Raw genomic sequence first — 13483 nt, 5'->3', positions numbered from 1 at the left:
CATAGGGGGAGGAAAGGTCCGGGGCGGTGTGCCGCCCCGGACCTTCGTTCGTCCGGCCTCTGGAACAGCCCCTCAACAACTCCGCATCGATCCGGCCCGGGGGCCCAACCCCGAGCGCACGTCCGCCAGGATGTTCGGAACATATAAGCATCGGGAGGGACCCCCAGTAATGAGCTACAACCAGCCGGGCCCGTACGGCGGGCAGCAGCCCCAGCAGCCCGGGCCGTACGGCCAGCAGCCGCAGCAGCCTGGCCCCTACGGCCAGCCGCCGCAGGCGCCCCAGCCCGGCTACGGCTACCCCCAGCAGGCCCCCCAGCAGGCGCCCCAGCAGGGCGGCTACAGCCAGCCCCAGCAGCCCGGCCCCTACGGGCAGCCGCCCCAGGCCCCCTACGGCCAGATACCCCCGCAGGCCCCGTACGGGCAGGTCCCGCCGCCGCCCCCGGGCGGCAGCGGGAAGAAGACCGGCATCATCATCGCCACCGTCGCCGTGGTCGCCGCGGCCGCGGTCGGCGGCTACTTCCTCCTTTCGGGCGGCGACGACGAGGGCGGCAAGAATGGCGGAACCTCGAACGTCGCGGGGGGCGGTGGCGACGACGGCGGCATCAAGGACGACGGGCCGCACAAGCTGACCACGCCGATGACCGTCCTGACCGACTACAAGAAGGACGAGGAGCAGTCCAGCGGCCTCAACAGCATCGACCTCGACAAGGCCGAGGCGGCGGGCGTGAAGAACCCCAAGGACGTGCACGCCGGGTACCAGTCGGGCTCCAAGGAGAACCCGATGGCGCAGAAGATCCTGAGCTTCGGCGGCGTCTACGGGGACATCGAGGACCCGGAAGGGGTCGTCGACCACATGTTCACCAATGCCAAGGAGAAGAACGGGACCTCCGGCAGCGGCACCGGCCAGAAGGTCACGCTGGTCGGCGAGCCCAAGGAGTACAAGCCCGCCGAGCTCGACGGCGCCGTTCTCAAGTGCCAGGAGATGAAGGTCGCGATGGGCGGCGGGGCGGGCACGTCCGGCTCCTCGACCGGCTCTTCGGGGCCGAGCGAGATGTCCGCGGCGACCTGCATCTGGGGTGACCACAGCACCATCGGCTACGTCGTCACCACGGACGTCGCGAGCGCGCTCTCCGGCACCGCCGCCGACCTCGACGAGGCGTCGACGACCACGGCCAAGTTCCGCGGGGAAGTCCGCGTCAAGAGCTGACGCCCGCCGGGCCGTGCGGGGGCCCGCCGATCCCGAACGCAACGGGGCCCGGTCATGCGACCGGGCCCTGTTGCGTCAGGATGTCGGAAACACATAAAGCGTTTCGGAGGGGAACCCCCATGAGCTACCACCAGCCGGGTCCGTACGGCGGGCAGCAGCCCCAGCAGCCCGGCCCGTACGGCGGCGGGCAGCCCCCGCAGCAGCCCGGCCCCTACGGGCAGCCGCCGCAGGCACCCCAGGCCGGCTACGGCTACCCCCAGCAGGCTCCCCCGGCGCAGCCCCAGCCCGGCTACGGCTACCCGCAGCAGGCGCCCCCGCAGGGCGGCTACAGCCAGCCCCAGCAGCCCGGCCCCTACGGGCAGTTCCCCCAGCAGGCTCCCTACGGGCAGGTCCCCCCGCCGCCCCCGGGCGGCAGCGGGAAGAAGACCGGCATCATCATCGCCACCGTCGCCGTGGTCGCCGCGGCAGCCGTCGGCGGCTACTTCCTCCTCTCGGGCAAGGACGACGACAAGGGCGGTTCCCCGGCCGTCGCGGACGGTGGCATCAAGGACGACGGCCCGCACACGCTGACCACGCCCGGCACGCTCCTCGGCGAGTACGAGAAGAACGAGGGCGACAGCGGCGGCTTCAACTCCAGCGACCTGGCCACCGCCGAGAAGGCGGGCGTGAAGGACCCCCAAGACGTGGACGCCGCCTACAAGTCGGGGGACGAGAGCAATCCCCTGGCGCAGAAGGCGATCCAGTTCATGGGCGTCTACGGTGACATCGACAAGCCCGAGAAGGTCGTCGACGCCATGTTCGCCAAACTCAAGAACGACTCCCAGGGCAAGAACTCGGAAACCGGCGAACTGGTCGGCAGCCCCAAGGACTTCAGCACCGGCGCCGCGGCCCTCAAGTGCCAGGAGTCGGTGATCGAGAACAAGAACGCGAGCAGCGGCTCGTCCTCGTCGGGGCCCAAGGAGATCCGCATGCCCGTCTGCATCTGGAGCGACCACAGCACCCTCGGCGTCGTGGTCCCCGTCGAGGTCGCGAAGGCCATGGCGGGCAAGCTCTCGCTCGACGACGCCTCGGCCACCGCGCTCAAGGTCCGCAAGGAAGTCCGTGTGAAGGCCTGACCCTCCTCACGTGCGCACGACGGAGGGGGCGCCCCGCGATCACTCGCGGGGCGCCCCCTCCGTCGTACCGCGCAACCGGCCTGCGGCTACGCCGACTTCTGCTCACCGGCGCCCGGACCGCGCGCGTCGCGCGGCACCAGCGTCGGGTTCACGTTCGAACGGACGACGTCCGCCGTGATGACGACGCGGGCCACGTCCTTGCGGGACGGCACCTCGTACATCACCGACTGCAGGACCTCTTCCATGATGGCGCGGAGCCCTCGGGCGCCGGTCTGCCGCAGGATCGCCTGGTCCGCGATGGCCTCCAGGGCCTCACGCTCGAAGTCCAGCTCCACGCCGTCGAGTTCGAACAGGCGCTGGTACTGCTTCACGAGCGCGTTGCGCGGCTCCACGAGGATCTGGAGCAGGGCCTCGCGGTCGAGGTTGTGGACCGAGGTGATCACGGGGAGGCGGCCGATGAACTCGGGGATCATCCCGAACTTCACCAGGTCCTCCGGCATGATGTCCTCGAACTGGTCCTTCTCCTCCATCTCGCGCTTGGAGCGGATGGTGGCGCCGAAGCCGATGCCCTTCGCGCCCGCCCGCGACTCGATGATCTTCTCGAGGCCGGCGAAGGCGCCGCCCACGATGAAGAGCACGTTCGTCGTGTCGATCTGGATGAACTCCTGGTGCGGGTGCTTGCGGCCGCCCTGCGGCGGGACGGAGGCCGTGGTGCCCTCCAGGATCTTCAGCAGAGCCTGCTGAACACCCTCGCCGCTGACATCGCGGGTGATCGAGGGGTTCTCGCTCTTGCGAGCCACCTTGTCGATCTCGTCGATGTAGATGATCCCGGTCTCGGCCTTCTTGACGTCGTAGTCGGCCGCCTGGATCAGCTTGAGCAGGATGTTCTCGACGTCCTCGCCGACATAGCCCGCCTCTGTCAGAGCCGTCGCGTCCGCGATGGCGAACGGGACGTTCAACATGCGCGCGAGCGTCTGCGCGAGGAGCGTCTTGCCGGATCCCGTCGGGCCGAGCAGCAGGATGTTGGACTTCGCGAGTTCGATCGCGTCGTCACGGCCCTGTGCGCCGCCGTTCTCTCCGGCCTGGACCCGCTTGTAGTGGTTGTACACCGCTACCGAGAGGGCCTTCTTCGCGGGCTCCTGGCCCACGACGTAGCCCTCAAGGAATTCGTAGATCTCGCGAGGCTTGGGCAGTTCCTCCCAGCGCACCTCGCTCGTCTCCGCGAGCTCTTCCTCGATGATCTCGTTACAGAGGTCGATGCACTCATCGCAGATGTACACACCGGGGCCTGCGATGAGCTTCTTGACCTGCTTCTGACTCTTTCCGCAGAACGAGCACTTGAGCAGATCGCCGCCGTCACCGATGCGTGCCACGAGGTGCTTCCCCTTCGCCTGGGAGACGCCACGTTCAGCGGCTCCTGGTGCCTCATATCCGACGGTACCCTGCCGGGCCCCCCGTTCGGGCCCCCCTTGGCACGGTTCACTTCGACGCGAGTCGTACGCGAACCATGCCAAGGAGCGGCAGATGCTACAGCTCTGCGTCAGGCAACCGCGGAATTGTTCATCTTCCGGGTGGAGATGATCTGGTCGACCAAGCCGTACGCGAGCGCGTCGTCGGCCGTGAGGATCTTGTCGCGCTCGATGTCGTCGCGGATCTTCTCGATCGGCGTCGTGGAGTGATTGGCCAGCATCTCCTCCAGCTGCGAACGCATCCGGAGGATCTCGTTGGCGGCGATCTCCAGGTCGGAGACCTGGCCGCGGCCGGTCTCGCTGTAGGGCTGGTGGATCAGCACGCGCGCGTTCGGCAGGGCCATCCGCTTGCCCGGCGTACCGGCCGCGAGGAGCACGGCGGCGGCGGAGGCGGCCTGGCCCATGCAGACGGTCTGCACGTCGGGCTTCACGAACTGCATCGTGTCGTAGATGGCCGTGAGGGCCGTGAACGAGCCGCCCGGGCTGTTGATGTAGATCGAGATGTCGCGGTCCGGGTCCATCGACTCCAGGCACAGGAGCTGCGCCATGACGTCGTTGGCGGACGCGTCGTCGATCTGCACGCCGAGGAAGATCACGCGCTCCTCGAAGAGCTTCGCGTACGGGTCGTACTCACGCACGCCCTGCGAGGTGCGCTCGACGAAGCGCGGGATCACGTAACGGGACTCGGCGCTGGCGCCGGTGAACTCGGCCTGGCCGCTCTCGGCCTGCGCGTGCCCGTGGAGGCCGCTGCCGCGGAAGTTGTTCATCTCTGGTTCTCCTGAGAAGGGAGGGGCTTAGGTGCTGGCTTCGGGGCGCTGAGCACGGGGCTCAGGCTCCGGTGCCGCCCCCGCCCGGCATACCGGCGGCGCTGGACATGATGTCGTCGATGAGGCCGTACTCCTTGGCCTCCTGCGGGTCGAACCAGCGGTCGCGGTCCGAGTCGCGCGTGACCTGCTCGACGGACTGGCCGGTGTGGTGCGCCGTGAGCTCGGCCATCTTCTTCTTCGTGAGGAGCAGCCGCTCGGCGTGGATCTTGATGTCCGACGCGGAGCCGGCGAGGCCGGCGGACGGCTGGTGGATCAGGATCTCGGCGTTCGGCAGCGCGAAGCGCTTGCCGGGCGTACCGGCGCTGAGCAGGAACTGGCCCATGGAGGCCGCCATGCCCATCGCGATCGTCACCACGTCGTTCTTGATGTACTGCATGGTGTCGTAGATCGCCATGCCGGCCGTGATCGAGCCGCCCGGGCTGTTGATGTAGAGGTAGATGTCCTTGTCCGGATCGGAGGCAAGGAGCAGCAACTGTGCGGTGATCTTGTTGGCAATATCGTCGTCGACCGGCTGGCCGAGGAAGATGATCCGCTCACCGAGCAGCCGGTTGTAGACCTGGTCGCCGAGGCCACCACCGATGGAGGGGTCGCCGGCGGCGGAGGGCATCAGATTCGTCACGTATCCACCTGCTCGTCTTACGACGGCGCCGGGCCGTCTCACGTCTTCTTGGGACCTGGGACCCCGCGTGCTCGCCGCTCCGGGGCGGCTTCGGGGACTCCCCTGCCCTCGTATTCATGGACCCTAACGCGCGGGGGGTCTCCGGGAATCCCGGAGGCCTGACTGTTCGCTGTGAGCGCAGGTCGCCGCGCTCGGCCTGGGCGGGCGGATGACTGTGCCCCGTCAGAGGCGCGGGGAACTGCGCGAGCAGCCCACGCGGAGCCGCAACCCGCCGTGGCACCTGCCTCGGCAGACGCGACCGCGCCCCCGGCGGGGGCTGAGCGCGCGGTTCCCCGCGCCCCTAAACACCGGGCCCCAGGGACTGGCGTCCCTGGGGCCCGGTGGTGCGTTCAGCGAAGCGAGGTCGCTCAGACCTCGGTCTTCTCCTCGGCGGAGTCGGACGCCTCGGCCTGCTCACCCTCGGTGGCAGCCGTCTCGTCCTCGTCGTCGAGGTCCACGACCTCGCCGTTCGTGTCCTTGACCGTGGACGCCTCGACGACGACCGCGAGGGCCTTGCCGCGGGCGACCTCGCCGACCAGCATCGGGACCTGGCCGCCTTCGACGACGGCCTGGGCGAACTGGTCGGGGGACATGCCGGAGGACTGCGCGCGACGCATGAGGTGCTCGGTGAGCTCCTCCTGGTTCACGTTCAGCTTCTCCTTGTTGACGAGCTCGTCGAGGACGAACTGCGTCTTGATGCCCTTCTCGGCCTGCTCCTTGGTCTCGGCGTCGAACTCTTCCTCGGTCTTGCCCTGGATCTCCAGGTACTTCGCGAGGTCGAGGCCCATCTGGCCGAGCTGGTGGTTCACCAGGTTGTGCTTGCGGGTCTGGATCTCGTCCGCGAGGAGCTTCTCGGGGACGGGGACCTCGACCAGCTCGAGCAGCTTCTCCAGGACGCGCTCCTGGGCCTGCGTCGCCTGGTCGTACTGCTTCATGTTCTCGAGGCGCTTGCGGCTGTCGGCCTTCAGCTCGTCGAGGGTGTCGAACTCCGACGCGAGCTGCGCGAAGTCGTCGTCCAGGGACGGCAGTTCACGGGCGGCGACCTGGGTGACCTTGACGGTGACCTCGGACTCCTTGCCCGCGGCGGAGCCGCCCTTGAGCTCGGAGGTGAAGGTGGCCTCGCCACCGGCCTCCAGGCCCTTCACGGCGTCGTCGATGCCCTCGAGGAGCTCGCCGGAGCCGATCGTGTAGGAAACGCCGGACGCGACGCCGTCCTCCAGGACCTCGCCGTCGACCTTCGCCTCGAGGTCGATCGTCACGACGTCGCCGTCCTCGGCGGCACGCTCGACGGGGGACGTGGAGGCGAAGCGCTCGCGCAGCTCCTCGACGGCCTTGTCGACGTCCTCGTCGCTGACCTCGACCGCGTCGACCTCGACCTCGATGCCGGAGTAGTCCGGGATCTCGATCGCGGGACGGATGTCGACCTCAGCGGTGAAGTTGAGGGTCTCGTTGTCCTTCAGCTCGGTGATGTCCACCTCGGGCTGGCCCAGGACGTTGAGCTCGGCCTCGTTCACGGCCTCGGTGTAGAACTTCGGGAGCGCGTCGTTGACGGCCTCTTCGAGGACTGCGCCGCGGCCGAACCGCTGGTCGATGACACGGGCCGGGATCTTGCCCTTGCGGAAGCCCTTCACCGTGACCTGCTGGTTGATCTTCTTGTAGGCCGCGTCGAGGCTGTCCTTGAGCTCCTCGAAGGGCACCTCAACAGTGAGCCGAACCCGGGTCGGGTTCAGGGTCTCCACGGCGCTCTTCACGGTTCGGTCTCCTTGGGGCTGACTTCTTGGGATTGAGCCCGGCTCAGAGACACACGGGCACACAGCTTGCATAGTAACGGCAAGCGGGAGCCGAGCCACAATGTGATCTTGCGAGGGAGATCTCGCTGGTCGGGGTGGCGGGATTTGAACCCACGGCCTTCCGCTCCCAAAGCGGACGCGCTACCAAGCTGCGCCACACCCCGTCGGTGCGACACGTAGGGTACATGCCCGCAGGCAGTGCGGCCCCCGGTTAAACAGGGGCGACGAGGGGGGCGTGCGGCGAAGGCCCACGACCCGCTACGATGCTGTGCGTGCCGCGGCGTCCCCGCCGTTGGCGCGAACCGTGCGGGCGTAGCTCAATGGTAGAGCCCTAGTCTTCCAAACTAGCTACGCGGGTTCGATTCCCGTCGCCCGCTCTCGCGAGAAACCCCAGGCCACATGTGGTCTGGGGTTTTCTGTGTTCCGGCCGGCCGCGAGACAGGCGGTCGGTCAGCTCGTGACCGCGACCAAGACCGTCCCGCAGATGCGGGGCATCACCCCCCGGTACCTGCCGCGGGCGCTGCCCTGGGTCGACGTGGACATCACCACGTACGACGAGAACGGCACCGCGCGCGTGGTGCCCGGCGACTTGCGCGAGGTCCCCTATCTGCGCGAGGCGGAGGACGCCACCGTCGCCGATCTCGCCGACGCCTTCACGGAGGTGACCTTCGAGGCCGGTCACGCTCGCGGGCCACGACCCGGCCGCGGTCGCCGACCGGCTGGACCGCGACGGCATCGCGGTCCGCGCGGGGCACCACTGCGCGCAGCCCGCTCTCGCGCACTACGCGGCCTGGAGTCGGCGGCCCGCGTCTCGCTGTCGCTCTACAACACGTCGGAGGAGGTGGACCGGCTGGTGGCCTCGCTGCGGGGGCTGCAGGAGCCGTCCTGAACTGCAGGAATCGTCATGAAAAGGGGCCCTGCCGGTGCCGGGCCGTCCATAGCGTCAGAAACTGATCGAGTTGATGGTCTCCGCCACTTCGTTCAGGAAGCGGTTTATGGAGGGCGCCATGCCGGTCGAGGCGAGGAAGAAGCCGAAGAGCACCGCGACGATCGCGGGACCCGTCTTGAGCGACCCCCCGCGGATCAGCACCACAAGGATGATCGCCAACAGCAGCACGACTGACAGCGAAATGGCCACACTGATCACACCCTAGGTCGGTCGCTCTCCCGGCCCGGGGGGTACGGCCCCGCACACCCCCGCCAGGGACCATCGTGCCACCAACAGGCCCCCTGTATGCGGCCGGTGACACATCGTCGGCCAAGGCTTCCCGGATCACGGTGTGCGGCGCCACCCCGGCGGCACATCAACGGCCCGCCGCCGCACAGCAATTCGACGACCCGCGGGCTTCGGGAATTCATCGTGATCGTTGCCATCGCCACACAGGACGTTCGCAGGAAATTCGAATTGTCGCCAGAGGTACATCCCCGAGGCGTAACTTCACCGAACTCACCCGGCAACCGGACATATCACCAGAGTCCCCCGCGGGCGTTATGCACCATTTAAACCGGATGAGTAGTGACGTAACGGTCAGAATACAGCCGCAACTCACTGTCAACTCAGCCGATTCCCGGGTACCCGCTACCCATTACGTCGGATTCGCCTCCGCCTTTGACAGAGATGGAGATAACGAAAGCAACGAGGGTTTTACGAAATCGCCGACGCGGCGCTAGGGTGCCTCAGATGTTCCACGCTGCCACCATCCCCGCAGGCGCAGTGCGGTCCCGGGTCGTCTCACCGAGCTCTTGGTGGGAGGGCCTGTGACCAACTCGGTGCACCCGCACGGCCGCCACCGGGCGCCGCTCCCCCCGGCCCAGGTTCCGGTGGACGGAGTCCCGACTCCCCGCGCCCATCATCCGACCCCGCAGGCCGCCGCAGCTCCCCCCACCCCGAGCGGCCAGAGCACCACCCAGAGCGGATCGAAGCCCGCCAAGCAGCGCGACGCGTTCTTCGACAACGCCAAGTACCTGGCCATCGTCCTCGTGGCGATGGCTCACGCATGGGAACCCCTGACGGATCACAGCCGCGCCGCCGAGGCGCTGTACATGACCGTCTACACCTTCCACATGCCCGCGTTCATCCTGATCTCCGGCTACTTCTCGCGCAGCTTCGACATGCGGGCCGACCGCCTCAAGCGGCTGGTCACCGGCGTCGCCGTGCCGTATGTCATCTTCGAGGTCGCGTACTCCCTCTTCAAGCGCTGGGCGGACGACGACCCGGGCCATCCGATCAGCCTGCTCGACCCCTGGTACCTCACCTGGTTCCTGGTGGCGCTCTTCGTGTGGCGGCTCACCGTGCCGCTGTGGAAGATCGTGCGCTGGCCGGTGCCGCTCGCCCTGGCCATCGCCATGCTCGCCGTGATCTCACCCGACATCGGCGACGACCTCGACCTGCAGCGCGTCCTGCAGTTCATGCCGTTCTTCGTGCTCGGCCTCTTCATGAAGCCCGAGTACTTCCAGCTGGTGCGCCGCCGCGAGGTGCGGATCCTGTCGGTGCCGGTCTTCGCGAGCGCGCTGCTCCTCGCGTACTGGGCCGCGCCCCGGATGACCTCCGTGTGGTTCTACCGCAGGGACAGCGCCCAGGAGTTGGGCGTCCCGTGGTGGGTCGGCATCGTGATGACGCTGGCGCTCTTCGGCTGCTCCGTGGTCCTCACCGCGTGCTTCTTCGCGTGGGTGCCGCGCCGCAAGATGTGGTTCACAGCCCTCGGCGCCGGCACGCTGTACGGCTACCTGCTGCACGGCTTCATCGCCAAGGGCTCCCGCTTCTGGGGCTGGTTCGACACCTACGACTGGCTGCACCAGCCGGCCGGTGAGATCTTCGTGACGGTGGTCGCCGCGAGCGTGGTGACCCTCCTGTGCACGCCTCCCGTACAGCGGACGTTCCGTTTCGCGATGGAGCCCAAGATGGAGTGGGCCTTCAGGCGGGACGCGGCGGAGCTGGCCCGGGAGCGGACCAGGACCAGGGCGAGGTAGCGCCCCCGCGCCACGGACCCGGCGAAGGCGCGCCCGGCGGTGTACTCCACCGCCGGGCGCGCCTTCGCCGTTCCTCCCTCACCTGGTCCGCAGCGCCGCCCGCGCCGGGATCGTCGCCGACGCCAGGCCCAGCACCAGGACCGCGGCCACGAACGAGCCGTACAACACCGGGGGAACGTAGGGGGATTCACCGGTCAGGCCGTTCATCATCGGGACGAGCGTGGCCAGGGCGATGGCCGAGCCGATGACGATGCCCGCGCAGGACACGAGCAGCGCCTCCCAGCGGATCATCCGCATCACCTGGCGGTGCGTGGAGCCGATCAGGCGCAGGGTGCCGAGCTCGCGGCGGCGGTCGAGGACCGTCATCACCAGGGTGTTGACGGCGGCGATGGCCGCGAAGCCGCCGAGGACGGCCGCCATCGTGGTGTTGGCCCAGGCGTTGAGCTCACGGTCCAGGGACTGGGCGGTGGCGTAGCCGTCGCGGTCCTGGAGGGTACCGAGGCCCGCGAGGGCCTCGGCGGAACCGCCCCTGACCCAGACCTCGGTGGCGAAGGACGAGGTGACGTGCCGCTTCAGGTCGGCCGCGGGCATGGTCACCTGGGAGAGGCCGAGGCCCCTGCCGTACGTCGCGACGACCTTCGGCGACGCCTTGGTGCCGTCGGGCAGGCGGATGCCGAGGCGCTCGCCCGTCTTCACGTGGGCGGAGTCGGCGAGGCGGGAGTCGACCGCGATCTCGCCCTTGCCGAGGGTGAGGGTGCCCGTCTCGACCTTCAGGTCCTGCACTTGGGCCAGGTCGGCGGCGGAGCCGGTGATGCCCTGCGTCGACGCCGACTCCAGCCAGCGGTCGCCGCCCGAGCCGAGCGGGACGAGGACGGACGTCTTGAGCAGGCCGACGGCCGAGGTGACGCCGTCGGCGTGCGCGGCCCTGGCCACCGTGCCCGGCGCGAGGCCCGCGTCGGAGGTGACGATGTGGTCCGCGGTGATGCCCGCGCGCTGCTGGTCGGCGGCGACCCGGTCCTCGCTGGTGTGCATGAAGACGAGGACGCTGGAGAAGGCCATGGCGAGCACGATCGGGGTGATCGCGGAGGCCAGCCTGCGGGCGTTCGTACGGGAGTTGGCGGCGGCCAGTGAGGCGGAGGCGCCCGCGCCGCGCAGCGGGAGCCCGAACAGGGCGGCACAGCCGCGCGCCACCAGCGGCCCGAGCAGGGCCACGGCGAGCATGAAGAGCATGACGACGCCGAGCGCCGCGTTCGCCGCGTCGTCGCCGGTGTTGCTCGCGGCGAATCCGGCGAAGACCGCGCCGCCGACCGCCGCGGCGATGCCGAGCGGAGTGCGGATCCAGCCGAGCGGCGCCCGTTCGGTGACGGCCTCGCTGAGTGCCTGGCCCGGCTTGATGCGGGAGGGGCGGCGGGCCGCCAGGTACCCGGCGCCGAGGGCGGTGAGGACACAGGCGCCGATGGCGCAGACGAACGGGATGAAGGAGACCGACAGGTCCACGGCCTCGGGGACGGCGCCCTTCTCCTTCAGCTGCCCGAACCACCAGCTCGCCAGGGCGATGCCGGGCAGCACGCCGACCGCTCCCGCGAAGGGCGCGACGAGCAGCGTCTCGGTGGCGATGGTGCGGCGGACCTGGCGCGGGGTGGTGCCGATGGCGCGCAGGAGCGCGTACTCGCGGGCGCGCTGGCCGACGGAGAGCGCGACGGTGCCGGCCGCGGTGAAGACGGCGGTCAGGGTGGCGATGCCGCCGAAGGAGCCGCCGAGCGCGGTCAGGAGCTCCTTGGCGTAGGCGAGTTCGGAGCCCTCGGCGGCGGCGCGGTCGTCGCCGGTGTGGACCTTGGCCTTGTCCCCGACGGCGTGGGCCACCTGCGTCTTGAGGCTGTCGGCCGGGACGCCGTCCTTGGGCAGTACGGCGACGGCGTCAATGCGTCCCGGGTGGCCGGAGACGCGGACGGCCTCGGAGTCGGCGAACCAGGCGGTGGGCCCGGCCTGTCCGGCCCGTACGGTGCCGGACACGCGGAAGGCGCGCGGCCCGTCCGCGGTGGTGAGCGTGGTGCGGTCGCCGACGGTGGCGCCGGGCGCGGCCAGGACGACCTCGCCGGGGTGCGGGGCGCGGCCCGCGGTCAGCTTCTCGCCGGTGAAGGCGGTGGAGCCCCAGCCGTGCGCGGTGACGTCCTTGCCGCCGGACCGCACGGGGAAGGTGACGTCGGGCACGGCGGTGCGCGCGCCGGGCACCGAGCCCGCCGCGGCGACCAGGGAGGCGTCGATCCGCGCCCGGTCGGGCAGCGGCGTGTCCGACTCGGACTTGCTGTCGCCGCTGCCGGTGACGAAGTGGACGGACTGGTCGGCGGCGGCCACCACGGGGGCGCCCGCGTACCGGTCGGGCGGCACGGAGGCGCGCAGCCCGGTCTCCAGGAGGATTCCGCAGGCGGTCACGATCAGCGAGGCCATCATCAGGGCGAGGAAGGTGCCCGCGAAGGCGGCGGGTTTGAAGCGGACGGCCGCGCGGGCGAGGCCGTTGGGGACGTACGCCATTACGCGGCCACCCCCGCGTGGGCCGGGGCGGCCAGGCTCGTCATCCGGGCCGCGATCCGGGCGGCGGAGGCGCGTTCGAGGCGGTCGACGAGGGAGCCGTCGGCGAGGAAGAGGACGCGGTCCGCGTAGGCCGCGGCGGCCGGGTCGTGGGTGACCATGACGACGGTGGCGTTCATCGCGTCGACGGCGGAGCGCAGCAGGCCGAGGATCTCGGTGGCGGTGGTGGTGTCCAGGGCGCCGGTCGGTTCGTCGGCGAAGATCACGTCGGGCTGGGTGACCAGGGCGCGGGCGATGGCGACGCGCTGCTGCTGGCCGCCGGAGAGCTGTCCCGGGCGGCGGCGCCCCTTGTCGCCGAGGCCGACGCGGGTGAGCATCTCGGCGGCCTTGCGGCGGTCGGGGCGGTGGCCCGCGAGGCGCATCGGCAGGACGACGTTCTGCTCGACGGTCAGCGAGGGCAGCAGGTTGAAGGCCTGGAAGACGAAGCCGAGGCGGGTGCGGCGCAGCGCGGTGAGCTTGTTCTCGCTCATGCCGGTGATCTCGGTGCCGCCGAGGCGGACGGTGCCCGCGCTCGGCCGGTCCAGGCCCGCCGCGCACTGCAGGAAGGTGGACTTGCCGGAGCCGGAGGGGCCCATGACGGCGGTGAAGCTGCCGCGGGGCAGGGCGAGGTCGATGCCCGCGAGGGCGTGCACGGCGCCCGCTCCGCGGCCGTACTGGCGGCGGACTCCGCGCAGCTCGACGGCCCAGTCGCCGGGCAGGGCGGTCGGCATCGGAGGCACCGTGGCCGCCTTCGTGCCCTCTTCGGCCCGGTTCTTCCGTCGCAGCCCCATGGCTGTGCCCGCCTTCCGTTCGTACGCCGCCCACCGGCGTGCCCTGTCGATGTCTCGAACGTACGGATCAGGGGGTGGCGCGGGCCAT

Annotated in this window: 10 protein-coding genes, 2 tRNA genes and 1 pseudogene; 5 read left to right on the top strand and 8 right to left on the bottom strand. The window is 69.9% G+C overall.

Annotated elements, in window-relative coordinates; genetic code table 11:
• The first annotated feature begins 169 nt into the window (after positions 1–169).
• Both ACZ69I_RS01535 and ACZ69I_RS01530 read left to right on the top strand, forming a co-directional pair.
• On the top strand, positions 170–1207 hold the full coding sequence (locus tag ACZ69I_RS01535; protein WP_470829998.1) for a hypothetical protein: 1038 nt from the start codon (positions 170–172) through the stop codon (positions 1205–1207).
• A 119-nt stretch (positions 1208–1326) separates the two neighbouring features.
• A complete protein-coding gene (locus ACZ69I_RS01530) occupies positions 1327–2322 on the top strand; it encodes a hypothetical protein (RefSeq protein ID WP_470829996.1) in 996 nt (331 codons plus the stop codon).
• A gap of 86 nt (positions 2323–2408) precedes the next feature.
• On the opposite strand, the gene clpX is transcribed toward ACZ69I_RS01530, so the two are convergent.
• The 5 genes from clpX to ACZ69I_RS01505 form a co-directional block, all read right to left on the bottom strand.
• Complete coding sequence (clpX, locus tag ACZ69I_RS01525) at positions 2409–3695, bottom strand: ATP-dependent Clp protease ATP-binding subunit ClpX (RefSeq protein WP_365132323.1); 1287 nt, start codon at positions 3693–3695, stop codon at positions 2409–2411.
• Between the two features lie 167 nt (positions 3696–3862).
• Complete coding sequence (locus tag ACZ69I_RS01520) at positions 3863–4558, bottom strand: ATP-dependent Clp protease proteolytic subunit (protein ID WP_467669188.1); 696 nt, start codon at positions 4556–4558, stop codon at positions 3863–3865.
• 61 nt (positions 4559–4619) lie between these two features.
• On the bottom strand, positions 4620–5237 hold the full coding sequence (locus ACZ69I_RS01515; RefSeq protein WP_467669190.1) for an ATP-dependent Clp protease proteolytic subunit: 618 nt from the start codon (positions 5235–5237) through the stop codon (positions 4620–4622).
• A gap of 407 nt (positions 5238–5644) precedes the next feature.
• The gene (gene tig, locus ACZ69I_RS01510) at positions 5645–7027 is read right to left on the bottom strand and encodes a trigger factor (RefSeq protein WP_470829993.1); all 1383 of its coding nucleotides are present in this window, start codon (positions 7025–7027) and stop codon (positions 5645–5647) included.
• A 126-nt stretch (positions 7028–7153) separates the two neighbouring features.
• Positions 7154–7230, bottom strand: a tRNA-Pro gene (locus tag ACZ69I_RS01505).
• A gap of 142 nt (positions 7231–7372) precedes the next feature.
• On the opposite strand from ACZ69I_RS01505, the gene ACZ69I_RS01500 reads away from it, so the two are divergent.
• A tRNA-Gly gene (locus tag ACZ69I_RS01500) sits at positions 7373–7443 on the top strand.
• A 303-nt stretch (positions 7444–7746) separates the two neighbouring features.
• Positions 7747–7955: pseudogene (locus ACZ69I_RS01495) on the top strand (aminotransferase class V-fold PLP-dependent enzyme); the annotation flags it as partial.
• 54 nt (positions 7956–8009) lie between these two features.
• On the opposite strand, the gene ACZ69I_RS01490 reads toward ACZ69I_RS01495, so the two are convergent.
• The gene (locus tag ACZ69I_RS01490) at positions 8010–8204 is read right to left on the bottom strand and encodes a hypothetical protein (protein ID WP_398297777.1); all 195 of its coding nucleotides are present in this window, start codon (positions 8202–8204) and stop codon (positions 8010–8012) included.
• A gap of 620 nt (positions 8205–8824) precedes the next feature.
• Here ACZ69I_RS01490 and ACZ69I_RS01485 point away from each other — a divergent pair.
• A complete protein-coding gene (locus tag ACZ69I_RS01485; protein WP_470829991.1) occupies positions 8825–10036 on the top strand; it encodes an acyltransferase family protein in 1212 nt (403 codons plus the stop codon).
• Between the two features lie 78 nt (positions 10037–10114).
• On the opposite strand, the gene ACZ69I_RS01480 is transcribed toward ACZ69I_RS01485, so the two are convergent.
• The gene (locus tag ACZ69I_RS01480) at positions 10115–12568 is read right to left on the bottom strand and encodes an ABC transporter permease (RefSeq protein WP_470829989.1); all 2454 of its coding nucleotides are present in this window, start codon (positions 12566–12568) and stop codon (positions 10115–10117) included.
• The gene (locus ACZ69I_RS01475) at positions 12568–13395 is read right to left on the bottom strand and encodes an ABC transporter ATP-binding protein (RefSeq protein ID WP_470829987.1); all 828 of its coding nucleotides are present in this window, start codon (positions 13393–13395) and stop codon (positions 12568–12570) included. The genes ACZ69I_RS01480 and ACZ69I_RS01475 overlap by 1 nt, the downstream gene beginning before the upstream one ends.
• Positions 13396–13483: the final 88 nt, after the last annotated feature.

The sequence above is a fragment of the Streptomyces sp. NPDC036815 genome, from assembly GCF_055609205.1.
Note: the sequence above shows the minus strand (reverse complement) of the source record. Positions and strands in the feature narration are given on the sequence as shown.

Bases quoted from the DNA above. Each gene is read 5' to 3' on its own strand.
- ACZ69I_RS01475 (WP_470829987.1), bottom strand. From the start codon at position 13,395: ATGGGGCTGCGACGGAAGAACCGGGCCGAAGAGGGCACGAAGGCGGCC.
- ACZ69I_RS01530 (WP_470829996.1), top strand. From the start codon at position 1,327: ATGAGCTACCACCAGCCGGGTCCGTACGGCGGGCAGCAGCCCCAGCAG.
- ACZ69I_RS01520 (WP_467669188.1), bottom strand. From the start codon at position 4,558: ATGAACAACTTCCGCGGCAGCGGCCTCCACGGGCACGCGCAGGCCGAG.
- ACZ69I_RS01535 (WP_470829998.1), top strand. From the start codon at position 170: ATGAGCTACAACCAGCCGGGCCCGTACGGCGGGCAGCAGCCCCAGCAG.
- ACZ69I_RS01480 (WP_470829989.1), bottom strand. From the start codon at position 12,568: ATGGCGTACGTCCCCAACGGCCTCGCCCGCGCGGCCGTCCGCTTCAAA.